Here is a 22,239-nt window from a genome sequence, read left to right on the forward strand (position 1 = left end):
TTTCTATTCTCTAAAGATAATCCTCATTTTATATTCTATTAATAGGATATTCACATCTTTGTAACAGATTTTTCGCTCCAGATTGCTCCTAATGAGAATATTAAAAAAGTTTCTAATCCTCAGCATTTTTTTCCTGCTGTGTCATAAAGCAAGTATATCAAGTCCTATCCCCAGCCTCCAGAACATTTCGGTTAGCCTGTTGACCTGCGAAAAAACCGACCGGTATATTTATGCCCTGTTTGGACATAGCGCGATCCGGATCAGGGATGAAGCTCATCAGCTGGACCTTGTTTACAATTATGGAACCTTTGACACCAATGACCCGGGATTCTATGTCAACTTTCTCCATGGCAGAATGAAATACTTTCTGTCCCAAACAGATTACCAGACCTTTATCCGTTCTTACCTGATGGATGAACAATCCGTTACGGAACAAAAGCTGCACTTGAGCGAAACCGGGAAGAGCAAGCTAATTTCCATTCTACAGACACAAATAAAGCCTGAAAACAGGTCTTATAATTATGATTTCATCAGGCAAAACTGTTCCACTAAAATCATCGACCTCTTATCGGAATCTATAGGTCCTGATTTTGACCAGTCCTTATCGGAAGTCAGCAAGGGAAAAGGGCCTTCCATCCGGGAACTACTGGCCCCCTATCTGAAACACGATAAGTTTGAAATGATTGGCATGAACAGCTTTCTCGGCAAGCAATCCGATACCCTGACCAACAGGACCCTCAGCTTATTTTTGCCCGATACCCTGCGAAAAAGAATTGACGAAATGCAATTCCCGGAACGCAAGTTCTCCGGCCCCATCACTTATTTATATAAGGCTAATCCAAATGCCAGTAGCCACACTTTCCTGTTGAGCACCTTGTATTATGGATTAATTTTACTCCTTTTATTTCCCATCCTGGGCAGACTGCTGATCGACATCCGAAAATATCCTGTATTAAAACGGTCAGCCTCTCTCCTCAGTGGATCTTTTCTCCTTCTCCTGAGTGCTGCCGGCTTGCTCCTTATTTACCTCTCTATCTATTCAGAACTGGATCTGATGCGACATAATTTCAATATTTTATGGTGTCATCCATTTTATCCGGCCTTGTTTTTCAGGAAAACATCAAAGATGGCAGCGATTGTCTTCCTTGCCGGGATACTGACATTTATCTTCTTATATATCAACACTATGCCTTTCCCTGCTTTATTCCCGCTTTTACTGCTGCTGATTTTATGGCTAAGCTTCCATATTTTACCGGGAAAGGAATAAACCGAATGTCAAAAAGTGTTAAACATGCCGGTTAATATGGCTATTCAATTCATAAATGAATATATTAGCCATATTAACCGTATTGAACTATTTTGATGAGATTTATAAACTTCTTTATTGCCCTTATACTGCTATCCGTTACTGCGCATCTTTCGGCCAGTGCACAACAAGACAGTGTCGTCCTAGACAACATCATTAGCAAAACCAAGAAACTTTCGGATGAACATCCCGTAGAAAAGGTCTATGTCCATTTTGATAAACCTTATTACAGCGTTGCCGATACCATTTGGTTTAAGGCTTATCTGACCATGGAGCAAAACATCCCTTCACAGCTCAGTAAGATTGTTTATGTCGATGTGGTGAATGCCAAAGATTCTCTGGTACAAACCATCAAACTGCCTACAGTGAATGCTGTGGCTACCGGAAACATCCCGCTTACACCCGGAACCTATAAACAAGGAAATTATTACATCAGGGCCTATACAGTATGGATGCTCAACTCTAGCGACAAATTCTTTTTCAGCAAGACGATTCCTATTGGAGAAGCAATTGACAAACAACTCATCACTCATTTCAGCTATAAGAATACACAGAGCGATAAAAGTCAGAGCATTGAGGCCATGGTCCAGTTTAAAAACCCGGATAAGGTAGCACAGGCAAATAAAACGGTCAATTGGAAAGTAATCTCTAATTATGATGTCGTTAGTAAAGGAAAGGGAACAACGGATCAGAACGGGATTCTAAAAATAAAGATTGAACCCAGAAAAAACGAGCTCATCACCAATGGTGAACTAATTACGGAACTCAATCTGACAGATAAAGATATCGTCACCAACAGCTTTAATTTAAGACCGGTAGCGACTACACATGACATTCAGTTTTTCCCCGAAGGCGGAGAGATGATCAGCGGGTTGGCCATTCGGGTAAGCTTCAAAGCGGTTACCGCTAAAGGCTTAGGTATAGACCTTAAAGGAACAATTACTGATAATCAAGGAAATACGCTTAGCAATTTTACCTCCAGTCACCTGGGAATGGGCTCTTTTTACCTGAATGTAGAAAGTGACAAAAGCTATAAAGCAAACATTACCTTTAAAGATGGCACAAGCAAAAGCTTTGATTTACCTAAAGCTGTTCCCTCAGGCATCATCAATCAGATCACCAACACAGACCCAGCGGCCTTTAACCTTAAGATCCTGGCCAACGACAGCTATTTTCAGCAAAACAAAGGAAAGACCTTCTTTATTGTAGCAACACAGGGCGGTATCATTTATTATGCTGCAAAAACACGTCTGGCCACACAAGTCAATTCAGCAAAGATCCCTAAAGATAAATTCCCTGCCGGAATAGTTCAGATTACATTATTCTCTGAATCCGGAGAGCCAATTAATGAAAGACTGGCCTTCAACTACCCGATAAATGAAAGTCTGACCTTTAAATCAGACCTTCCATCTTATAAACCAAGACAAAAAGTAAAGCTGACTGTCAGTCCTAAGAATGCCACTCAGCCACTGGAGGGAAATTATTCCATCTCTGTTACTGACGAAACTAAAGTTCCTGTTGACGAAGACACGGAGACAACCATATTGAGTTCCCTTCTGCTGACTTCAGATTTACAGGGATACATTGAAAAACCAAATTACTATTTCACTAAGCCGGATGAGAAAAAACTGGCAGACCTTGATCTCCTGATGTTGACGCAAGGGTACCGCCGTTTTGCGTATAAAGATATCCTGGCCAATAAATTCCCTCCTGTAACCTATTTACCGGAGCAAGACATGCGCATCACCGGAACATTAAGGGACCGGACCGGAATGCCGGTAAGAAAAGGTGCTTTACGTTTAACCGTTCCGGGAACGAACATTTCTTCGGAAGCAGTGACCAGTCCATCTGGTCTTTTCGCTTTTCCTAACTTATCCATTCCGGATTCCTCAGAAGTATTGATCAATGCTAAATATAGCACGAATGGTTCCAACCTGATGATCATGCTGGACGGATCACCTTTGCCTGAGGTTGGTAAAAACCCTTACCCGGCAGAAGAAGTAAGCAATATTGACAGTACCCTATCTGCCTACCTCAGCAACAGCAAACGCCAGTACAACTACCTGCGCACCTTAAAAGAAGTAAAAATCGAAGGGGCGAAAGTTAAAAAACCTAGTCATGCGGACCACTCTGCATTGGCGGGCTTAAGTTCTATTACGGGAACAGTGATCGATGGGGAACGCCTGAAAGATTGTAATTCTATTGCGCTCTGCCTTCAAACCATGGCTATGGGGCTTACCTTTTTTGAAAACAATTTCTATGTAACCCGGGACTATCAGGCCGGAAGCAGGGTTCCTGTACAGATTTTCATCAATGGAATGGCAGTAGATTATCTGGCTTTATTGAGTGTAGTCCCTACGGAAGTAGAATCCGTAGAGGTCTTTACGAAAGATGAACTTGGAACGGTAAACAGAATGTACAATACCAATGGTGTATTGGTAGTAAATACAAAGAAGATCAAGAAAAGCACGATGAGTATTGCCGATCTGAAGAAAATGCTGCCTCAGCAGAACATGTTAAAATTCAATCCAAAAGGCTTCAGCAAACAGAGAGAGTTTTATATGCCAAAATATATCAACCCGGCAAACACTTATAATTTTAATGATTTAAGAACAACCATTTACTGGAACCCAAAAGTAATTACCACCGGAACAACGCCACTAAGCTTAGAGTATTTTAATGCAGATGGCAAAGGAACTTACAGAGCAGTAATTGAAGGGGTAGACAAATTCGGAAATGTTACCCGATCTGTCTACCGCTACACCGTAAAATAGTTATTCGTTGTCTGAATCTTTACGTTCATTCAGACATTTTAAGCCTGTATCTGTCATGATCCACTCTGTGAATTCGGCAGTTCCATCCTCATTACAGTTCCAGTAATTGTACCCATTTAAAAACCATTCCAGATCACGACTGATTTTTAAATGGGTACCTACAGGCACCCTCAGCATCAAATCTACTTCCTGATTTCTCCAACTGGCTTTTTTAGTCAGCTGTAAACGGGAGCTGAAATTCAACAGAGAGTCCTTTTGTACAAATTCATAACGGATGTTCTGTGCTTGTTTTAAAGCAGCTTCAAAAGTTTTCCCCTGTGCACTATAATTTCTAACCAGTTCACTTTTTCCATTCTCACTTTTTTCAATTCTAAGGTTTACATTTCTTGGCTCATCAAAAGGCCCATGGTGATCATTTAAGATTCTGCGTCCATTTTGATGGTAAGACTCAATGTGATAGTTAACACTATCCTCCTTGCTAAAGAAACGCGTTTTATCTACCGTCAGGAAAATGGTTTTATGCGCAACCAATGGCGTAACCTGTGCCAGTTCTGCACGTTCTTTAAACTCAGTCGTGATTTTAGCAATGTAAAATATACTCACGACTACGCCTCCAAGCCAGATGATCAACAGACCAAAGGAAAGGGTTTTATTAATCGCTCTGCCATTGAAAGCAACGCGAACAGAGAACAATACCAAGGCCAGCAATGGAACTGCAAAGACAATAAATACAGCGATCACCAAAGAACTGAGGTAATCCTCATTGACCATGCTCACCGGAAAGTAACTGTACACATCGGAATCCCAGATTCCAAATAAACCGGCAACTGCAACAATCAGAAACAAGAGAAATAAAGAACCGAAAATGATAATTCCTACCGCAATGATTTTAAATAATGTTTTTCCTGCACCCTGAATAAAGCTGCCCAGAAATTCAAAAAATTCAGCAATAAAACCACGTGATTGTTTCATCAAGGGATTCAGGTGGCTATTGGCAAAGCCCCTCAGGTTAGGCGCTTCCCCCCTCATTGTCATCTTTTCCGACTTACTTTCTGCCCTTGGAATAACGATCCACATGATAAGATAAGCGAGTACTCCGGATCCTCCGATAAGCATAGAGATCAAAGCTGCCAAACGGATCCAGCGGGCTTCAATATTCAGATAATGACCGAGACCAACACATACTCCCGCAACCATCGCCTGATCGGTATCCCGGTATAATTTCTTTACGCCATCATACGGTGGGATATGGGCAAGCGGATCTTCAGCTCCTTCGGATTCCTCAGAAGTTTCGAAATCTTTTACAGAACCCATCTGTGCGGTTACTGATTTGACATCTTCTATATTGATGGCCTGTTTTTGCTGGATGGACAAGATCTCGCCAAACATTTCGGCAATCCTGTTTTCAATATCTGTAACGATTTCAAAATCATCTGCATTTTTTGAAAAATGGTGTTTTACTTCGTTCAGGTAAATGGTCAGCATTTCGTAAGCATCCTCTTCGATGTGAACGATGGAGTTACCGATATTTATGTTAAGTGTCTTCTTCATGAGTTGGTTAAATTAGTTTTGGAAGTTTCTATTGCATAAGCCAGCTCCTGCCAGGTATGGTCCAGTTGGCTGAGGATGGCTTTACCCTCGGCCGTTAACAGGTAGTATTTCCGGGGAGGCCCTGACGTGGACTCGACCCAGTTATAACTCAGTAAGCCATTATTTTTTAAGCGGGTAAGTAAGGGGTACAAAGTTCCCTCTACCACCAACAATTTGGCTGTCTTTAATTCTGCGATAATATCAGAAGCATAGATCTCACCTCTGGATATGATCAGGAGCACACAGTATTCCAGTATGCCCTTTCGCATTTGTGTTTGCGTATTTTCTGCTATCATAATACAAAGTTATATGTTTTATATAGTAATATGCAATACATAGTACTATAATAAATAACAAATTTGACATAAACAACTTATTATCAGATAGATAATTTTACATTCTGATTTTATACAAATCAACAATCAAGGAAAAATCGGGAATTTAGAGCCAGGTTCCCGGAATAAATGGAGTTAAAAATTCACCTTTCCGAAATGGCTAAAAAAAGGACAATATGGAGAACTAATGGACAACAACTCATTATAAATGAGGGACAAAAGTCACAAACTAGTCTCAAAATCAAGGAAGAAATGAAAATTATTAACTTTTTCACATTCCACTAATTTTTTGGCTCGCAGTTTGCATTAAATGAATTACTAAAAAACAGCCAACTATGTTAAGTAAACCTTACTCTATTCTTCAGGTTTTTGCAAGGCAAAAAGAGGAAAAAAAAGAAAGACCACTCACTAAAAGTGAATGGATCCAGGTAGACCGTATAGTGATCATCCTGCTGTTTGTGGCGGTAATTGTCGGGGCAATCGTCTTTTCCTGATCCCGAAAATTTAGCCTTTAGATTAATTAATTTTTAATTAAGCGTTCTCCAGGGTACGCTTTTTTTATGCGCATTGGTTCCGCTTTAAATGGCTTATAATAAGAGGGTGTCGATGCGGTGGGCCTGTACCCTCCCCTGACTTTCAGACCAGGTATAAATGGTAAAATGTCCATCCTGAGAAGCAACCAGGGCAGTCGCATCCCTTTGGTCATGCACAAACTGAGCGGCAGAAAGGTGCCTTGTTCCACCAACTTTGGTCGGATGAACCACGATTGCATCTCCCCCTTTAATCGGTTCAGAGAAAGAAAGTTCATCAATATTCTCCTTTCCTTTTGCCCTACCGATTTTAGCACCGAAAGACAGCAGCTCATAATCGCTGCTGATGACCGTCGCACCATCTACAGCCGTCAGACCAGCAAGATGCTCTACTTCACGCTTCAATGCCGTTTGCCAGAAAATCTGACTGGCTTCTTTCCGGTCCTGCTGAAGCAGTTTGGACAAGCCGGTAAATGCCGGCTGAATATAATATTGAATGGGTTTAATGATCGACTGCAACCAGTTGTTTGTTTCTGAGGGTACGACCAGCAATGTCCCCCCCCTTCCATGACTCCTCATAGAAACAGCCAGCTGAATCATTACGTTGACCGAATCATTCCAGTAAGAAGGCGCAGTAAGGTCCAGTAATGAAAGTAACATCGGCGGGCAATCCGCCATATTGGTATTGTTTTCATCTACCATTTTCACCTGATCGCCTTTGAGTACTGCAATATTGGTAAACTTACCGAAACCATAAATCCTGCGGTGTTTAATCACCAGTAAAGCGGGCTCTGATACATCCAATACAAAGCAGAAGTTGGGAATACTAACGGTAGTTCCCCAGATAAACAATTCGTCATCTTCCAGCCAGACTCCTAAATGGATACCTGCCCGTTCTACACCTGGAGCAATCTTGGTCAGAATCCCCGGGCTCAGTGGCAGGCGGTGTTTAAAAAGCAAAGGGTTACCCGCTTGCTGAGGAGGTAAATATGCCAGTGATATTTTCGGGGAATGTCCCTCCTCTTTGCGCAGGCTCGCCCAAAATGTTGCATCAATGATGGCTTCAACCACATTGGCTGTTGGCAATGGTGCAAGATCATCTTCTCCGCTTTCTCTTGCTGCAGAAAGATGTGCTGCAAAAATAGCTTCAACTTTTGGGGCAATAACCCGTGCTGCCTGATAGGTGGACTGGTAGATCATGCCATAAAGTTAAGCTATTCATGTTTATTTTATAGTATACCTAATGCCAAAAAATCCCCGGATATTCTGATTTGGTCCAAAGACATAATTAGGGTCAAAAGTTAAGCCATAAGGATTGCTCTCCGTAGGTTTTACCTTCCCATTGTCGTCATATACCACATTTTTATCAAAGGGATCATTCGCCCCAGCGATGATGAATGGATTTCCTTTGTTTGGTGTCCAGTTGAGCAGGTTTTTTACGCCTCCATAAATTTCAAATTTGTTGAAACCACTATAGGTAAACTGGATATTCTGAATGCTCCAGACCGGAGAAAATTCCCTTCTTGGGTCCAAAGGCCCCAGCAATGGCAAACGCATCGGACTGTAAATGTTCCCCGTATAGTCGATGCCAAGGTCCAGCTTTCTTATTTTATAGGATACCGCCCAGTTTCCTGAGAATTTTTCTGTCAGGATTTGCTGCTTTTTAACACCCTTCTCATAAGTCGCCACATCCTGATAGGTTGCGCCCAATACGAATTTCAGTCCATTATTCAAGGCAATATCGACATTGGCCGTCAAACCTTTACTCACCGCATAACCGTCGAGGTTATTATAAATAATTTTATTAGGATCCGTGTCAAAATCTCCGATAATTCTGTTGTTGAAATAAGTGTAAAATGCAGAAGTCTCTATTCCAAAGAAGGTCCCATCAGCAGCATACATTTTTCTCAGGTAATTCAGGTTCACATTATAGGTTTTCTCTGGTTTCAACTGGTTAGCAATAACCACATCCCTGGCACCTGTTAGTGCAGCATGGTCTTCTGTGAAAATATTCACCACCCTGAATCCTGTACCTGCATTTAAACGGAGGATATTGTTATCATTCAGGTTCCATTTATACGCAAATCTTGGGGTAAAGATATTTCCATGTAAAGAGTTGTAATCATAACGGAAACCTGCCAGGAACTTATGCTTTGGGGCAATTGTGATTTCATCCTGTACAAAGACACCAGGCAACCAGATGTTTTTTGCAGGGTTATTCAGTTCTGTAGCCGGAGTATTGTCGTCATAATAGGTATAGCGCAATGCAGCACCCACCAGTAAATCATGGTTCTTTAGCTTTTTGTCCCAGGTCAGTTGTCCGAAACCAACTTTCTGTGTGGCAATATAGGATTTGATCCCATAACGACTATCCTGATCATGGTTATTGTAAGAAAAAGCAAGGAAAATTTTCTCCTTTACAGGAAGCTGATAGTTTCCGATAAACTCCCACCTCTTGGTATAAATACTTTCTCCATAAACCTGGTCCCCACCGCGGTAAGACTTATTCCAATTCGTTTCCCCACCCCATCTGTCTTCATACAAATAACGTCCGGCTATGGTAAACAAGCGGTTATCTTTGCGTTGAAAATTCCATTTCTGAAAAACAGAGATCCTGTCCTGTAAGGTAACATCAGTAAAATTATCATGGTTATGGTCTACCACATTGCCGAATTTAAAATAATTGACTCCGGTTAATGCGGTGGCAGAACCCACTTTAGTTTTTAAGCCAAGGTCTGCATTGAACTCCTGATACGTTGTTCCAAAGACATCTGCAGAGAATAAGGGTGCATTTTGAGGTTTTTTGGTGATGATATTGATCAGCCCCCCAACGGCTTCACTTCCATAAAGAGAAGAGGCAGGTCCTTTTACCACTTCAATTTGCTCTACCAGGGAATTCGGGATTCCTGAAAGGCCATAGACAGTAGATAAACTACTCACAATGGGCATCCCATCAATCAGGATCATGGTATAAGGTCCTTCTAATCCATTGATGTGTATATCTCCGGTGTTGCAAATATTACAATTCAGCTGTGGCCTTACACCGTTTACGTTTTGTAGGGCTTCAAAAATACTGGGGGTAGGATTTTTTCTAAAAAAGGCAGGCGTATATACTTCTACAGGTACCGGGCTTTCCAGCCGGTTTACTTCCTTTAAAGTCCCGGTTACGACCACTTCATTCAGATCATTCTGAAAATTACTCAAGTCGAAGTCCAATTTAAGCTGTTCTCCTTTTTTCAGGATAATGGTCTTGCTCATTTTTCTGAAACCAACTGCGCTGGCCTGTACTTTATAGGTCCCCGCAGCTATTGCAGCCATTTTATATAGGCCCGCACTATCGGTCATGATGATGGAGTTGGTGCCCTGCAGGCTGATGTTGACCTGAGGAAGCGGGCTGCCTTCAGAAATAACCTTTCCTTCAATGATTCCAGTTTGTGCCCAGGCCGACATTGCAAAAAATATAAATAAGATCGTGGTGGCGGCTCGAATAGAGATAGCTTTCATTAGTATGTTTTGTTTTTTAAAATGTGTGTTGTTATCCGAATATCAGAACTGGCCAGTTCATCTAACTTCCATAATTACATCACAAAACTATAAAAGTTAGATTAGTCTAACAAATATAATTTGACATTTATTGTTTTATATTTGCAGCATGCTATCTTACACGGAAGAAAACTATTTAAAGGCTTTATTGAAACTGAGCTTTCAGAATGAAGATAAACCTGAAGCCGGAACCAATGAAATGGCCGCCTATTTGGGTGTTAAGCCTGCTACGGCTACAGACATGCTTAAAAAGCTGAAGGAAAAGGAATTGGTAACCTATAAGAAATACGGGAAGATTCTGCTCACCGAAACCGGGAAGCAGAATGGAATAGCGATTTTAAGAAAACACCGTTTATGGGAAACTTTTTTGTATGAAAAGCTGGATTTCAGCTGGGATGAGGTCCATGAAGTGGCAGAACAACTGGAACATATCCAGTCGGCCAAGCTGGTAGATAAGCTCGAAGAATTTTTAAATTTCCCGGAGTTTGATCCTCATGGCGATCCCATCCCTAAGGCAAACGGAGAAATCCCCAACATAGATAAGGTTTTACTTTCGGAGCTGAACGAAGATGAATTATGTAAAGTTGTTGCAGTGAAAGATACTTCCACTGTATTTCTTCAATACCTGGAAAAGCTTTCCATCACCATCGGTACCGCAATTAAAGTCCTGGAACGCATTGACTTTGACGGTTCTTTAAGCATACAGATTGCAGATGAAGAACCGCGAAACGTATCTATGAAGTTTGCAGAAAGTTTGTTTGTAAAGAGATAGTCGTAAATTTGTATTCATTCAATTCATCCGGTCCCATTACATTCGAGATATGTCAACAGAAATAAAATGCCCTAATTGTGCACACACTTTTCCTATAGAAGAGGTAATGGCAGAGGAATATAAAAAAGACCTCAGAGAAAAGATGGTCTCTTTTACCAAACAAAAGGACGAAGAATATAATAAAAAACTGAATGAGTTAAGCCAGCAGCAGAAACAGCAGGAGCAGGTATTTGAGCAGCAACACAAGCTCCAGGCCCAGGCATTCGAGCAGAAGCTGGCAGAAGAGAAGAAAGTTCTGCAGACCGCCCTGGAAGAGAGTTTAAGAAAAAGCATTGCCAGTGATTTTGAGAACAAACTTCAAATGATGGACACGGCCAACAAAGAGAGTGAAGAGAAACTGAAGCTTGCCCGCGCCAAAGAGCTGGACTTTCTGATGAAGGAAAAAGCAATGAAGGAAAAGGAAGAAGAAATGGAAATCCAGCTTCAACGCAAACTTCAGGAGCAACGTGCAGAAATGGTCGAGCAGATTAGAAAACAGGAAACAGAAAAGAATAACCTTAAAGATACCGAACACCAGCTCAGGGTAAAGGAACTGGAAAAACAGCTCGATGACCAGAAAAAACTGGCCGAGGAAATGAAGCGTAAGGCCGAACAAGGCTCTATGCAATTGCAGGGCGAAGTTCAGGAGCTGATCCTGGAAGAGCTTTTGCGCAATGCCTTCCCTTTTGATCTCGTTACCGAAGTCGGTAAAGGCGTAAGAGGGGCAGATTGTGTACACCATATCAGAAATCAATTCGGACAGGAATGCGGCAAGATCATTTATGAGAGCAAACGAACCAAGGACTTCTCTATGGAATGGATTGAGAAACTGAAAAAAGACATGCGCAGCATGGGAGTTGACGTGGCGGTAATCGTGACACAAAGCTACCCTAAAGGCATGGATTGTTTTGGAGAAAAAGACGGGGTCTGGATTTGTTCCTTTGAGGAAGTAAGGGCAGTTTCTTATATCCTCAGGGATGGTATTGTCAAATTGTTTGGCGCCATAAAATCCCAGGAAAACCGTGGCGACAAAATGCACATGTTATACGATTACCTGACCAGCAATGAATTTTCAGAACAATGGAAAGCCATCAGAGAAGGTTTCATGAGTATGAAACTCTCTATCCAGAAAGAACGTGATGCGATGGAAAAACTCTGGAAAGCCCGTGAGAAACAACTGGAAAAAGTGATGCTGAACGCAGCGCATATCCGGGGTTCTATCGAAGGCATTGCCGGCACAGATACCATTCAGCTCAGCCTTACTGATGATGAAGATGATGATGCCCTGCTATTAGAATAATAATTTCTGTTGATGATCTACGCAAAGAAGAAAGTCCAAAATACGGCAAACCTGGCTGCTCAGACAGCTAAGATCATTGCCAACGTAAAAGAACTGGAAGAAAAGAACCTGATCCGGCTGGAAGAAAAGGAGATATATTTATATCCTGATATCTGGAAAGATGCTGCTACGGCATTGAACTGGATCAAATGCCTGCATCTTTACTATATGCTTAAAAAACGATTTAAAGAAAGTGATCCCCTGTTGTTCAAACACATGGAAACAGGGGAGTTAATTGGTTCTTTTAAAAATAAAAAAGCGAAAGTAATTTAGGCTACCACCTGTTTTTCCTCCAGCTTGTCTGCTCCTCAGGACTTAGGAAAGTCCAGGCTACAAAACGACTGATCTTCTGACCTTGCGCCATCTCTATCGTTCTGATCTCTACCGGACGTTGCCTTTCCAAAGAACCGTAAATAAAAGGGACATTCATGCTCTTTGAAACCAGCGTGGAGAACCAGAAGCATTGTTTACCCAAGGCGGCACTCTCTTCGATCATCTTCCGGATAAAGCCCACTTCACCACCTTCACACCAGAGCTCGGCCTGCTGTCCGCCAAAATTAAGTACCGTTTCTTTCCCTTTCTGCTTACCCAGATTCCTCACTTTACGCTGGCTTCCCGCCTGTGCCTCTGCTGCAGAAGCATGGAAAGGGGGATTGCACAAAGTAAAATCAAAGACCTCTCCCGGTTTTACCACACCTTTAAAAATATGATTTTTGTTGCTTTGCAGTCTTGGGAATACAGAGGCAGATAATGCCGGGTTTATCGCAGCAATGTTCTTCGCTGATTTAATGGCAGAACTATCTACATCGGAACCGCCGAAGGTCCATCCGTACTCCTGATGGCCAATGATCGGATAAATGCAATTTGCGCCCAGGCCAATATCCAGACCTTTTACATTTTTTCCTCTGGGCACAACGCCATCATTGACGGAAGCCAGTAAATCGGCCAGGTAATGAATATAATCTGCCCTTCCGGGAATTGGCGGACATAGATAACCTTCCGGGATATCCCAATGGTCTATCTGATAGAAATGTTTCAGTAATGCTTTATTCAAGAGCTTCACCGCCACAGGATCCGAAAAATCTATCGATTCATCACCATAGGCATTAAGGGCAACAAAAGGACGCAATTCCGGCAGACTTTTAATCAGCTCCGGAAAATCATACCTGGACCGATGCTTGTTTCTTGGATGTAAGACTTGTTTTTCTATAGACATTACCTTCGACTAAATAATTCGCCAAAGGTAATGTTATTTTAATTTCAGGCCTTCACTAAATAATGTTCCGCTACTTCTGCCGCATGTAACATCATGTTATGAACCTCTGTATTTTTGATTAATGGCTTTAACTGCTCACTGCCAGGTCCAAACATTGCAATCTCTACAAAATCGGCAGCATGGTCCATTCCTGCCCAACCCACAGAGGTATGTGTAAACTGCATCTTTGCCATTTCATAGAAAGGCAGTTTTTCGTCATTATACAATTGTCCTTCCTGAATATCAGAGAAATGAGTCAATAGGTTTTTAGCTTCTGCATCGGTGATCAGCATTCCCTGACCACTTTTGATCAGCTCTATCACCTGTGCAGGGCTGGAAGTCCGGTTCAGTTGGTTCAACACCCACTGATTGCTGTGTTTAAATAACTGAAGGCTATCGAAGTTCTTGTCGGCCTTACTACCAGAGAATAAACCAGGGTTTGCATTTGCATGATCGGTCGTAATGATCACCAATGTTTCTCCGTCCTTTTCGGCAAAATCAATCGCAACGGCTACTGCTTCATCAAAAGCCAATTGGTCGAAAATCAGTCCGCCAATGTCATTTCCATGAGCCGCCCAGTCTACCCTTCCACCTTCTACCTGTAATACAAAACCATCTTTATGGTCTTTCATTAAGGAAATCGCCTTGCTGGTCATTTCTGCCAGCGAAGGAATATCTTTCAGCAGCTGAGGCGTATTTTTACGGTCTATTTCATAAGGCAATCCATCAGGAGCAAAAATGCCCAAAACAGGAGCATTGCCTTTGTAACCCATCATTTCTGCCTTATTTTCGACTACTTTAAATCCCTGTGTTAAATATTTAGGGAGTAAATTCCCATTTTTTCTTTTTGGTCCGAAGTAATCGGCACCACCACCCATCATCACATCAAACTTCAGGTTAAGGTACATTTCTGCAATCTCTTCCATCCCATTGCGACTATTGATGTTCACACAAAATCCTGCAGGAGTAGCATGGGTGATCGGAACAGTGGTTACACAGCCTACTTTTTTACCGGATTCTTTAAATTTCTGAAGGATCGGTTGTGGTTTTTCACCATTCGGCCCTACATTCAGGGAGCCATTGTTAACGCGCATACCACCTCCCCAGGAGGAACTTGCCGCAGCAGAATCAGTCACCATAGAACTGGCAGATGCCGTATCCATTAAACCACGGGTCACTTTACCATCACGGTACAACTGCATCCAGGTACTGGTTTTACCAAAAGCACGCTGTGCATAAAGATCTGCCATATTCAACGTTCCCTGACTCATTCCATCACTGACTAACATAATAATGTTCTTTGCCTTTTTCTTCAGAGAACCTGGTTTCGCCAATACATCGCCCGCAGATAAAAATGGCAAACCCAATCCGGCCAGCAATCCTCCCTTTAATAATGATCTTCTATTCATTCTGTGTGTTTTGAGCAAAAGTATCATCCTAAGGATACTTCAGGCTTAACTCCCCGTTAAGGTATTGTTAACAGTAATCTCAAATCGACGCACAATTAATAATTGGATATGTTAGAAAGCATGACGTACTTTGCATCAGAATAAATCCTCATTTGGACGGCATGATATGGCTAAGTTTATAAAAAGTTTCGGTTATGCATTTTCAGGGATTGTCCATGCCTTTAAAAGCCAGTTTAATTTCAGGTTCCATATTGCAGCATTGTTTGTTGTTGGCCTTGCGGGATGGTATTTTCAATTGTCCGCCGGCGAATGGCTCTGGATTGTTGTTGCTGCCGGAATCGTATTGCTCTCTGAATTGTTCAACACTGCCGTCGAAGTTCTGGTAGACCTGGTTTCTCCGGATATTCATCCGAAGGCAAAGATCATTAAAGATACGGCTGCCGCTGCAGTATTGATCGCAGCCATTACTTCGGTACTCATCGGACTGATCATTTTCATTCCCAAAATAAGCTATGCTGCATAAAACCCGGGGAATTATACTTAAAACTACACTCTACAGTGAAAGTAGTGTCGTGGTACAGATGTTTACCGAGAAATTCGGAATCCAGTCGTACATGATCAACGGGGTTAGAAAGCCAAAAGCCAAAATCAGGATGAACATGCTGCAACCACTTCACCTGGTAGAAATGATTGTTTATCATAAGGTGAATAGCAGTATCCAGCGGATTTCAGAGTTAAGGCCAACGCCTATCTTTCGCAGTATTCCTTATGACATCATAAAAAGCACTATCACCATTTTTCTGAATGAAGTTTTATATAAAAGCATCCGACAGCAAATGGCAGATGAACATTTGTTTGATTTCATCTTCAGTGCTGTATGCTGGTTTGACGAATCAGAAGAAACGAACGTGAATTTCCACCTTGCTTTTTTGCTAAAACTCTCCCGTTATTTAGGTTTTGCACCAAGTACGGAGACAAAAAGCGACCAGAGCTATTTCGATTTGCAGGAAGGGGAGTTCAAATCTCTTCCCCCTGTACACCCCTATTTTATAGATAAAGCCGATGCTGTCCTATTTATTTCACTCTATATTTCTCCTTTTGAAAAAATAAATGAAATTAAATTAGAAAATAAAACAAGACGTTCCATTCTTGATAAAATACTGGTTTACTACACCTTACATACCGCTTCTTTCGGAGAAATCCGCTCACATCAGGTCCTTGAAGATGTGCTCTCATAAAAAAGCTGAAAAAACTTTTGCAAAAATGATTTTAGGGTGTATATTTGCAATCCCAAAACGAAGGGAACTTTGACAAACGAATACGGCTTACTCAGCTGGTTTTAATACAAAAAGAGTAGAATCAAGGGGAGATTAGCTCAGCTGGTTCAGAGCACCTGCCTTACAAGCAGGGGGTCACTGGTTCGAACCCAGTATCTCCCACTAAAAGCCTCAGAGAAATCTAAGGCTTTTTAAATAGCAACCTTACTCGGTTGGATATAAAAAGAGTAGAACCAAAGGGAGATTAGCTCAGCTGGTTCAGAGCACCTGCCTTACAAGCAGGGGGTCACTGGTTCGAACCCAGTATCTCCCACTAAACCTTTCAGATATTCTGGAAGGTTTTTTTTATATGTTCAACTTTTCCTGAAACAGCAATTCGAGGAGATCCCGAATGCTTGTCAAACTCAGGTACAACCGCTATATTTCCAAACATCTAGCCATTAGCTGTATTACTAACGGCTATGCAAACTCTCTGTAAAGTTTCTCCAGGACTAATTCACAGCCGTATTTGTTGATTTTGGCTTTGAAATGCCATCATCCTCCAGCTGAGCTAATCTTCCCGATAAGCTATAATAGGTAAAGTAAGTAAACACCTCCTCATCATTAGTGCAGGCTACAAGCACTTCATCTCCCGACTTATTATTTTTTTTGATATAATAGTTAGCATAACTAACCATGTTGTCTTTAAGACTTTTTTTGATTTCACGGTGGAGGTCACCAGCATCATCCCGCCAATAAGGCTCATAAGTTTTGCTAATGATCTGTGCATTGCCTTCAGGCCTGCCTAAATAATTAACGATCCTGATTGTTCCAAAAATAACAACGATCGTGATGCTTATGATTTGCCATGTTTTATTCATCTTTTTTGTTGATCTGAGCGTTTGCGATCTATGCTACCAGGAGTACTGTCAGATAGATTTATCCGATAATGAGCATTTTCTAAATTAAACAAATATAATAATCTGATCTAAATTATATAAATCATTTTCAGAATTCTATAAGATCTTTTTTAAAGAGAACAGCATCTTTGTTCCTGTTATGAAAAGACTGTTTAGCCTCTTTCTTTGCATTTTGTTCCTGACCGTATCCACCGGATTTACGGCCAGTGCTCATTTTTGCAATGGCATCAAACAGGAGATCCAGTTCTTTCCAGATGATCATCAAAACACAGTATGTCCGGTTTGCGTGATCAAAACCAAACAGAAGACAAAAAAAGACAATTGTTGCAAACACGAAAAAGAACAAATCAAACTCACGGAAAAGGTGGAGAAGATTTCGCAGCAACAAACACTGTTTAAGTTTTCCGGAGAAACCACCCTTTATCATCATCCCCTTCTTCCTTTCGACGAAAGGATCATTTCTACGGAGCTTAATGTTCCTTCGTTTTATTTTTCAACCCCTAAAGAGCGGCCCCCGCTCTATGTATTACATTGCGTATATAGAATATAGACCATCCCCTTTTTGAAACCTGTAGTATGTTTCCATACTAAGTTATCATGATGGTTTAATTTCTAATTATTATACAATGAATATCAGATTCATTGCGTTAGCGGTACTTTGTGGTTTATCGACGCTGTCATATGCCCAAACTTTACAACTGCCAGATGCATTACAACGTTCTATACAGAACTACGAAAAAATTAAAGCAAAAGAAGCCCTGGTCCTGGCTTCCCGTGAAAATACAACTTACCAGAAAAGTCAGCATTTACCTGATTTTACCCTGTTGGTACAGCAAAGTTATGGGACCATCAACGCCCAGAACGGACCGATATATGCTTACGGTGGATTAGGCAGTGCTGCCACCTCTATGCCACTTGCAGAACAAAACTGGAATGCTGCTTTCGGTTCTCTTTACCTGGCCAATATCAACTGGAACCTTTTTACTTTTGGACGGATAAAAAACCAGGTCCAAATCGCAAGGGCAGATGAAAAAGTAGCCCTTGCAGATCTGGAGCAGGAAAAGTTCCAGCACCAGGTAAAAGTTGGCGCCGCTTATTTCAACCTGCTGGCCAGTCAGCGGATCAAATATGTACAAGAGAAAAACCTGGATCGCGCTCAGGTCTTTATGACCACCACGGCAAGCCGTGCAGCAAGCGGACTGATTCCGGGAGTAGACGCTTCTCTTGCAAAGGCAGAAGTTTCCAATGCCCAGTCTGCGAGGATTAAGGCCTATGATATGGAGCTGGAATATTCCAAATTGCTTTCCGTACTCCTTGGTGAACAGTACCAAAGCTTTTCCCTGGATTCCGTTTTTACGAGCAAAACTCCACGTCTGGCAGACAAGGATCCCTCAGGAAACCATCACCCGCTTTTGATATGGCAAAAAAGCAAAGTAGAAAGCAGCGAACAGGCAGAAAAGCTTCATCGTTCGAACAAACTTCCGTCTTTATCCGCTTTTGCTGTACTTCAGGGACGCGGCTCAGGATTTGAATGGAATTATGTACAAGACAACAGTGCTTTCTCCAGGTCTTACGGAAAAGGAGCAGGAATAGACCGTGGCAATTACCTCGCGGGATTAACCCTGAGCTGGAATCTGACCAATCTTTATCGGTTCTCCGCAAAGACAAGGGAACAAAAACACAGGACACAATCCCTTCAAAACGAGTATCAGCTCATCAATGAGGATTTATCTGCACAAACACAACTCGCCAATGCCAAGTTAAAAAATGCAATGGAGAATTTTGAAGAGACGGAAATCCAGATCAAAGCCGCATCCGATGCTTATCGCCAAAACATGGCTTTATACCGGAATGGATTAACGACCATCGTAGACCTGACCCAATCCCTCTATGCACTTAACAGGGCGGAGATTGATTTTGAAATTGCCCGGAATAACATCTGGCAAGCCTTACTCATCAAATCTGCCGCAATGGGGGAATTGTCTATTTTATTAAATGCCATCCAATAATTCCGAACAAACATGAATTTAATACGCTTAGCACTGCGCAAGCCCATTTCCATTATGGTGATGGTACTCGGGCTTTTATTCTTCGGGATTAAAGCTTCTAAGGATATCAAGATTGATATTCTTCCGGAAATGAACCTTCCCGTGGTCTATATTGCCCATTCCTTCAATGGCTATACACCGCAGCAGATGGAAGGTTATTTCACCAAGATGTATGTGAACATGATGCTCTTTACCAGTGGCATCAAAAGTATAGAAACTAAAAACACACAGGGACTCACCCTGATGAAACTCAACTTTTATGAAGGAATAGACATGGGCCAGGCCATCGCAGAGATCAGCGCCTTGTCCAACCGTTCGCAGGTATTCTTACCTCCGGGCGCACCGCCACCCTTCATTATCCGCTTCGATGCTTCTTCACAACCGGTGGGCCAGCTCGTTTTCAGAAGTGAAACCAAGACCAATAATGAGCTACAGGATATCGCCAACTTTACTGCGCGCCCTTTCCTTATTGCCATTCCGGGACTAACCACAGCCCCTCCTTTCGGCGGAAGTCCGAGAACAGTCGAGATCAACATTGACCCCAATAAATTACGGACCCATCAGCTCTCTCCTGATCAGATTGTCGAAGCGATCAGTCGCAATAACATCACCGCCCCATCGGGAAATGTCTATATCAATGACATCAACTACCTGACGCCAACAAATAATACCATTAAAGCGGTAGAAGATTTCGGCAATATCCCGATCTTTAAAGGCAAGGTCGACAACGTCTATATCCGCGATGTGGCAACCGTAAAAGACGGTGCAGACATTACCACGGGTTACGCTTTGATCAATGGGAAGCGTTCTGTATACATCAATATTGCAAAATCCGGAAACGCCTCTACCTGGGATGTTGTGAGTAACCTGAAAAAGGCCATTCCGAATATCCAGAATAACCTGCCCGGCGACATCAAAATTTCTTATGAATTTAACCAGTCGGTCTATGTGATCAATGCCGTAAAAAGCTTAATTGTAGAAGGTGCATTAGGTGCCATACTGACCGGATTGATGGTCTTATTATTCCTTGGAGATCGCCGTTGTGCCATCATCGTGATATTGACCATTCCGATTTCTATTATTTCCGGGGTTCTGTTCCTCAAGCTCTTCGGACAAAGCATCAACATTATGTCCCTATCCGGACTGGCCCTGGCCATCGGGATCCTGGTGGATGAGAGTACGGTAACGATTGAAAACATCCACCAGCATCTGGCCATGGGAAAACCGAAACCACTGGCCATCTGGGATGCCTGTAAGGAAATTGCCTTCCCGAAACTATTGATCTTGTTGTGCATCCTTGCCGTATTTGCACCGGCCTTTATCATGACAGGAATTCCGGGAGCCTTATTTATGCCATTAGCCCTCGCTATCGGTTTCTCCATGATCTTCTCCTTCCTGCTATCTCAAACCTTCGTTCCGATTCTTTGTAACTGGCTGATCAAACCACTTTCGGCAGAAGAACACAATAAAGAAGGTCGTTTTGATCGTTTCCGAAACCGCTTTATTGCCTTTCTGGAAAGCCTGCTCCCTAAACGAAAACCAGTGATCATCATCAGCTTTCTGGCAATTGGGGGCCTGATTTACCTGATGTTCAGCATCACCGGAACAGACGTACTACCGGCAGTAAATTCCAGTCAGTTTCAGGTTCGGGTAAAAGCACCGGAAGGGACGCGGATTGAGAAAACCGAACAAAAGATCAAACAGATGCTGCGTGAACTGGAAACCGTTATCGGAAAAGACCATATCGCAATATCCTCGGTATTTATCGGGCAACACCCTTCATCTTTTGCAGTGAGTCCTATTTATTTATACAACGCAGGGCCTCATGAAGCACTCATGCAGGTGGCACTGAAAGACTATTCGGGAAATACAAATGATTTAAAAGATCAGATCCGGGCACACATGAAGAAGAAAATGCCGGAACTGCACCTTTCTTTTGAGCCGATAGAGCTGACCGAAAAGATTCTGAGTCAGGGCACCAATACGCCGATTGAAGTACGTTTCTCAGGAATGATGAAAAAGAGAAATGTCATGTATGCCAATAAGCTCCTGGCAAAATTAAAGGAGATCGATTACCTGAGAGATCAGCAGATCCCTCAATCCTTAAACTATCCTGCGATGGCGATCAATATAGATCGCGTTCGTGCAGCACAGCTGGGAATTGATGCACAGGATATCGCCCGTTCCCTGATTGCTTCCACTGCCTCTTCCAGGTATACCAGTAAGAACATGTGGGTGGAAGGAATGATGGGGATTGCCTATGATGTACAAGTGCAGACCCCTCAAAACGTACTGAACAGTAAAGATGAACTGGCAAATATCCCCTTGTCCAAAAATTCCGACCGCCCGGTACTGGGAGATGTAGCGACCATTATGCCAACCACTACCCTTGGTGAAAGCTATAACCTGGGAACGATGGCCTATACCACAGTTACCGCTAACCTGCACAATCAGGATCTTGGCAGGGCACAAAAGGATGTCAATGCGGCAATCGCTTCCTTAGGAGAAATTCCTAAAGGACTGAACATTTCCGTCGCTGGCATGTCGCCCGTGCTGGATGAAACGATGGAAAGTCTGATCAACGGCTTATTGATTGCCGTTCTGGTGATCTTCCTGATGCTGACGGCCAATTTCCAATCTTTCAAAGTTTCTTTCGTGGTCCTGACCACCGTTCCTTTTGTGGTCCTGGGCTCCTTGGTTCTCCTTAAAATAACAGGTTCTACACTCAACCTGCAATCTTATATGGGTATTATTATGTCCGTTGGGGTCTCTATTGCCAACGCAGTATTACTGATCAGCAACGCAGAAACCCTACGGTTACAGAATGGAGATGCTTTTGCTTCAGCGATGAAAGCAGCCTCCCTTAGAATCCGTCCAATCATCATGACCTCTATGGCGATGATGGCAGGAATGTTATCCATGGCGATCGGACATGGCGAGGGTGGTGATCAGGTATCGCCGCTGGGTCGTGCAGTGATCGGAGGCTTATTTGCCTCTACCTTCTCTGTGCTGATTTTATTACCTCTGGTATTTGCCTGGGTACAGGGAAAAACGAGCACCATCTCTGCTTCGCTTGATCCGGAAGATGAGAACAGCATCCATTTTATTAAACCAAACCATTAA

At 42.4% G+C, this 22,239-nt stretch carries 18 protein-coding genes and 2 tRNA genes; 13 read left to right on the forward strand and 7 right to left on the reverse strand.

The window, feature by feature from the left end; all coding sequences use genetic code 11:
• The first annotated feature begins 91 nt into the window (after window positions 1–91).
• Entirely contained in the window at window positions 92–1,267 is a 1,176-nt protein-coding gene (locus tag AAFF35_RS26740) for a DUF4105 domain-containing protein (RefSeq protein WP_342329533.1), read from the forward strand.
• Between the two features lie 95 nt (window positions 1,268–1,362).
• Window positions 1,363–4,080 (forward strand): carboxypeptidase-like regulatory domain-containing protein, encoded by a 2,718-nt coding sequence (locus AAFF35_RS26745; RefSeq protein WP_342329534.1) that lies wholly within the window; start codon window positions 1,363–1,365, stop codon window positions 4,078–4,080.
• On the opposite strand, the gene AAFF35_RS26750 is transcribed toward AAFF35_RS26745, so the two are convergent.
• Together AAFF35_RS26750 and AAFF35_RS26755 are read right to left on the reverse strand one after the other, a co-directional pair.
• On the reverse strand, window positions 4,081–5,631 hold the full coding sequence (locus tag AAFF35_RS26750) for a PspC domain-containing protein (RefSeq protein WP_342329535.1): 1,551 nt from the start codon (window positions 5,629–5,631) through the stop codon (window positions 4,081–4,083).
• Window positions 5,628–5,966 carry a PadR family transcriptional regulator gene (locus AAFF35_RS26755; RefSeq protein ID WP_342329536.1) on the reverse strand — a complete coding sequence of 113 codons (339 nt, stop codon included), beginning with the start codon at window positions 5,964–5,966 and terminating at the stop codon, window positions 5,628–5,630. The genes AAFF35_RS26750 and AAFF35_RS26755 overlap by 4 nt, the downstream gene beginning before the upstream one ends.
• A gap of 374 nt (window positions 5,967–6,340) precedes the next feature.
• On the opposite strand from AAFF35_RS26755, the gene AAFF35_RS26760 reads away from it, so the two are divergent.
• Window positions 6,341–6,499, forward strand: coding sequence for a hypothetical protein (locus AAFF35_RS26760; protein ID WP_342329537.1), 159 nt, complete (start codon window positions 6,341–6,343; stop codon window positions 6,497–6,499).
• 93 nt (window positions 6,500–6,592) lie between these two features.
• Here AAFF35_RS26760 and AAFF35_RS26765 read toward each other — a convergent pair whose 3' ends face one another.
• Both AAFF35_RS26765 and AAFF35_RS26770 read right to left on the reverse strand, forming a co-directional pair.
• Window positions 6,593–7,735, reverse strand: a complete 1,143-nt coding sequence (locus AAFF35_RS26765; RefSeq protein ID WP_342329538.1) for a putative sensor domain DACNV-containing protein — start codon at window positions 7,733–7,735, stop codon at window positions 6,593–6,595.
• A 24-nt stretch (window positions 7,736–7,759) separates the two neighbouring features.
• Window positions 7,760–10,039 carry a TonB-dependent receptor gene (locus tag AAFF35_RS26770; protein WP_342329539.1) on the reverse strand — a complete coding sequence of 760 codons (2,280 nt, stop codon included), beginning with the start codon at window positions 10,037–10,039 and terminating at the stop codon, window positions 7,760–7,762.
• 148 nt (window positions 10,040–10,187) lie between these two features.
• Here AAFF35_RS26770 and AAFF35_RS26775 point away from each other — a divergent pair, with 148 nt between their 5' ends.
• Genes AAFF35_RS26775 through AAFF35_RS26785 form a run of 3 tightly spaced genes read left to right on the forward strand, consistent with a single transcriptional unit; the run spans window position 10,188 to window position 12,501 of the window.
• Complete coding sequence (locus tag AAFF35_RS26775; protein WP_342329540.1) at window positions 10,188–10,850, forward strand: metal-dependent transcriptional regulator; 663 nt, start codon at window positions 10,188–10,190, stop codon at window positions 10,848–10,850.
• 49 nt (window positions 10,851–10,899) lie between these two features.
• Entirely contained in the window at window positions 10,900–12,189 is a 1,290-nt protein-coding gene (locus AAFF35_RS26780; protein ID WP_342329541.1) for a DUF2130 domain-containing protein, read from the forward strand.
• A gap of 12 nt (window positions 12,190–12,201) precedes the next feature.
• Window positions 12,202–12,501, forward strand: a complete 300-nt coding sequence (locus AAFF35_RS26785; RefSeq protein WP_342329542.1) for a hypothetical protein — start codon at window positions 12,202–12,204, stop codon at window positions 12,499–12,501.
• Between the two features lies 1 nt (window position 12,502).
• On the opposite strand, the gene rlmF is transcribed toward AAFF35_RS26785, so the two are convergent.
• Both rlmF and AAFF35_RS26795 read right to left on the reverse strand, forming a co-directional pair.
• Window positions 12,503–13,444 carry a 23S rRNA (adenine(1618)-N(6))-methyltransferase RlmF gene (gene rlmF / locus AAFF35_RS26790; RefSeq protein WP_342329543.1) on the reverse strand — a complete coding sequence of 314 codons (942 nt, stop codon included), beginning with the start codon at window positions 13,442–13,444 and terminating at the stop codon, window positions 12,503–12,505.
• A 44-nt stretch (window positions 13,445–13,488) separates the two neighbouring features.
• Complete coding sequence (locus AAFF35_RS26795; RefSeq protein ID WP_342329544.1) at window positions 13,489–14,892, reverse strand: alkaline phosphatase; 1,404 nt, start codon at window positions 14,890–14,892, stop codon at window positions 13,489–13,491.
• 166 nt (window positions 14,893–15,058) lie between these two features.
• On the opposite strand from AAFF35_RS26795, the gene AAFF35_RS26800 reads away from it, so the two are divergent.
• From AAFF35_RS26800 to AAFF35_RS26815, 4 genes are all read left to right on the forward strand, one after another.
• On the forward strand, window positions 15,059–15,415 hold the full coding sequence (locus tag AAFF35_RS26800; RefSeq protein ID WP_342329545.1) for a diacylglycerol kinase family protein: 357 nt from the start codon (window positions 15,059–15,061) through the stop codon (window positions 15,413–15,415).
• Window positions 15,405–16,130: a DNA repair protein RecO gene (gene recO, locus AAFF35_RS26805; protein ID WP_342329546.1), complete on the forward strand. Its 726-nt coding sequence runs from the start codon at window positions 15,405–15,407 to the stop codon at window positions 16,128–16,130. Before AAFF35_RS26800 ends, recO begins: the two co-directional genes overlap by 11 nt.
• A gap of 126 nt (window positions 16,131–16,256) precedes the next feature.
• Window positions 16,257–16,331 (forward strand) — tRNA-Val (locus AAFF35_RS26810).
• A gap of 76 nt (window positions 16,332–16,407) precedes the next feature.
• A tRNA-Val gene (locus AAFF35_RS26815) sits at window positions 16,408–16,482 on the forward strand.
• A gap of 178 nt (window positions 16,483–16,660) precedes the next feature.
• On the opposite strand, the gene AAFF35_RS26820 is transcribed toward AAFF35_RS26815, so the two are convergent.
• A complete protein-coding gene (locus tag AAFF35_RS26820; RefSeq protein WP_342329547.1) occupies window positions 16,661–17,029 on the reverse strand; it encodes a lytic murein transglycosylase in 369 nt (122 codons plus the stop codon).
• Window positions 17,030–17,207: 178 nt separating this feature from the next.
• Here AAFF35_RS26820 and AAFF35_RS26825 point away from each other — a divergent pair, with 178 nt between their 5' ends.
• The 3 genes from AAFF35_RS26825 to AAFF35_RS26835 all read left to right on the forward strand — a co-directional run bounded on the left by AAFF35_RS26825 (window position 17,208) and on the right by AAFF35_RS26835 (window position 22,239).
• The gene (locus AAFF35_RS26825; protein WP_342329548.1) at window positions 17,208–17,618 is read left to right on the forward strand and encodes a hypothetical protein; all 411 of its coding nucleotides are present in this window, start codon (window positions 17,208–17,210) and stop codon (window positions 17,616–17,618) included.
• A gap of 76 nt (window positions 17,619–17,694) precedes the next feature.
• Window positions 17,695–19,077 (forward strand): TolC family protein, encoded by a 1,383-nt coding sequence (locus AAFF35_RS26830; protein ID WP_342329549.1) that lies wholly within the window; start codon window positions 17,695–17,697, stop codon window positions 19,075–19,077.
• A 12-nt stretch (window positions 19,078–19,089) separates the two neighbouring features.
• On the forward strand, window positions 19,090–22,239 hold the full coding sequence (locus tag AAFF35_RS26835; RefSeq protein WP_342329550.1) for an efflux RND transporter permease subunit: 3,150 nt from the start codon (window positions 19,090–19,092) through the stop codon (window positions 22,237–22,239).

The sequence above is a fragment of the Pedobacter sp. FW305-3-2-15-E-R2A2 genome, from assembly GCF_038446955.1.
Taxonomy (GTDB): domain Bacteria; phylum Bacteroidota; class Bacteroidia; order Sphingobacteriales; family Sphingobacteriaceae; genus Pedobacter.

What these genes read in the sequence shown, in the direction of transcription:
- AAFF35_RS26740 (WP_342329533.1), top strand. Translation starts at nt 92, where the DNA reads ATGAGAATATTAAAAAAGTTTCTAATCCTCAGCATTTTTTTCCTGCTG.
- AAFF35_RS26745 (WP_342329534.1), top strand. Translation starts at nt 1,363, where the DNA reads ATGAGATTTATAAACTTCTTTATTGCCCTTATACTGCTATCCGTTACT.
- AAFF35_RS26750 (WP_342329535.1), bottom strand. Translation starts at nt 5,631, where the DNA reads ATGAAGAAGACACTTAACATAAATATCGGTAACTCCATCGTTCACATC.
- AAFF35_RS26755 (WP_342329536.1), bottom strand. Translation starts at nt 5,966, where the DNA reads ATGATAGCAGAAAATACGCAAACACAAATGCGAAAGGGCATACTGGAA.
- AAFF35_RS26760 (WP_342329537.1), top strand. Translation starts at nt 6,341, where the DNA reads ATGTTAAGTAAACCTTACTCTATTCTTCAGGTTTTTGCAAGGCAAAAA.
- AAFF35_RS26765 (WP_342329538.1), bottom strand. Translation starts at nt 7,735, where the DNA reads ATGATCTACCAGTCCACCTATCAGGCAGCACGGGTTATTGCCCCAAAA.
- AAFF35_RS26770 (WP_342329539.1), bottom strand. Translation starts at nt 10,039, where the DNA reads ATGAAAGCTATCTCTATTCGAGCCGCCACCACGATCTTATTTATATTT.
- AAFF35_RS26775 (WP_342329540.1), top strand. Translation starts at nt 10,188, where the DNA reads ATGCTATCTTACACGGAAGAAAACTATTTAAAGGCTTTATTGAAACTG.
- AAFF35_RS26780 (WP_342329541.1), top strand. Translation starts at nt 10,900, where the DNA reads ATGTCAACAGAAATAAAATGCCCTAATTGTGCACACACTTTTCCTATA.
- AAFF35_RS26785 (WP_342329542.1), top strand. Translation starts at nt 12,202, where the DNA reads ATGATCTACGCAAAGAAGAAAGTCCAAAATACGGCAAACCTGGCTGCT.
- rlmF (WP_342329543.1), bottom strand. Translation starts at nt 13,444, where the DNA reads ATGTCTATAGAAAAACAAGTCTTACATCCAAGAAACAAGCATCGGTCC.
- AAFF35_RS26795 (WP_342329544.1), bottom strand. Translation starts at nt 14,892, where the DNA reads ATGAATAGAAGATCATTATTAAAGGGAGGATTGCTGGCCGGATTGGGT.
- AAFF35_RS26800 (WP_342329545.1), top strand. Translation starts at nt 15,059, where the DNA reads ATGGCTAAGTTTATAAAAAGTTTCGGTTATGCATTTTCAGGGATTGTC.
- recO (WP_342329546.1), top strand. Translation starts at nt 15,405, where the DNA reads ATGCTGCATAAAACCCGGGGAATTATACTTAAAACTACACTCTACAGT.
- AAFF35_RS26820 (WP_342329547.1), bottom strand. Translation starts at nt 17,029, where the DNA reads ATGAATAAAACATGGCAAATCATAAGCATCACGATCGTTGTTATTTTT.
- AAFF35_RS26825 (WP_342329548.1), top strand. Translation starts at nt 17,208, where the DNA reads ATGAAAAGACTGTTTAGCCTCTTTCTTTGCATTTTGTTCCTGACCGTA.
- AAFF35_RS26830 (WP_342329549.1), top strand. Translation starts at nt 17,695, where the DNA reads ATGAATATCAGATTCATTGCGTTAGCGGTACTTTGTGGTTTATCGACG.
- AAFF35_RS26835 (WP_342329550.1), top strand. Translation starts at nt 19,090, where the DNA reads ATGAATTTAATACGCTTAGCACTGCGCAAGCCCATTTCCATTATGGTG.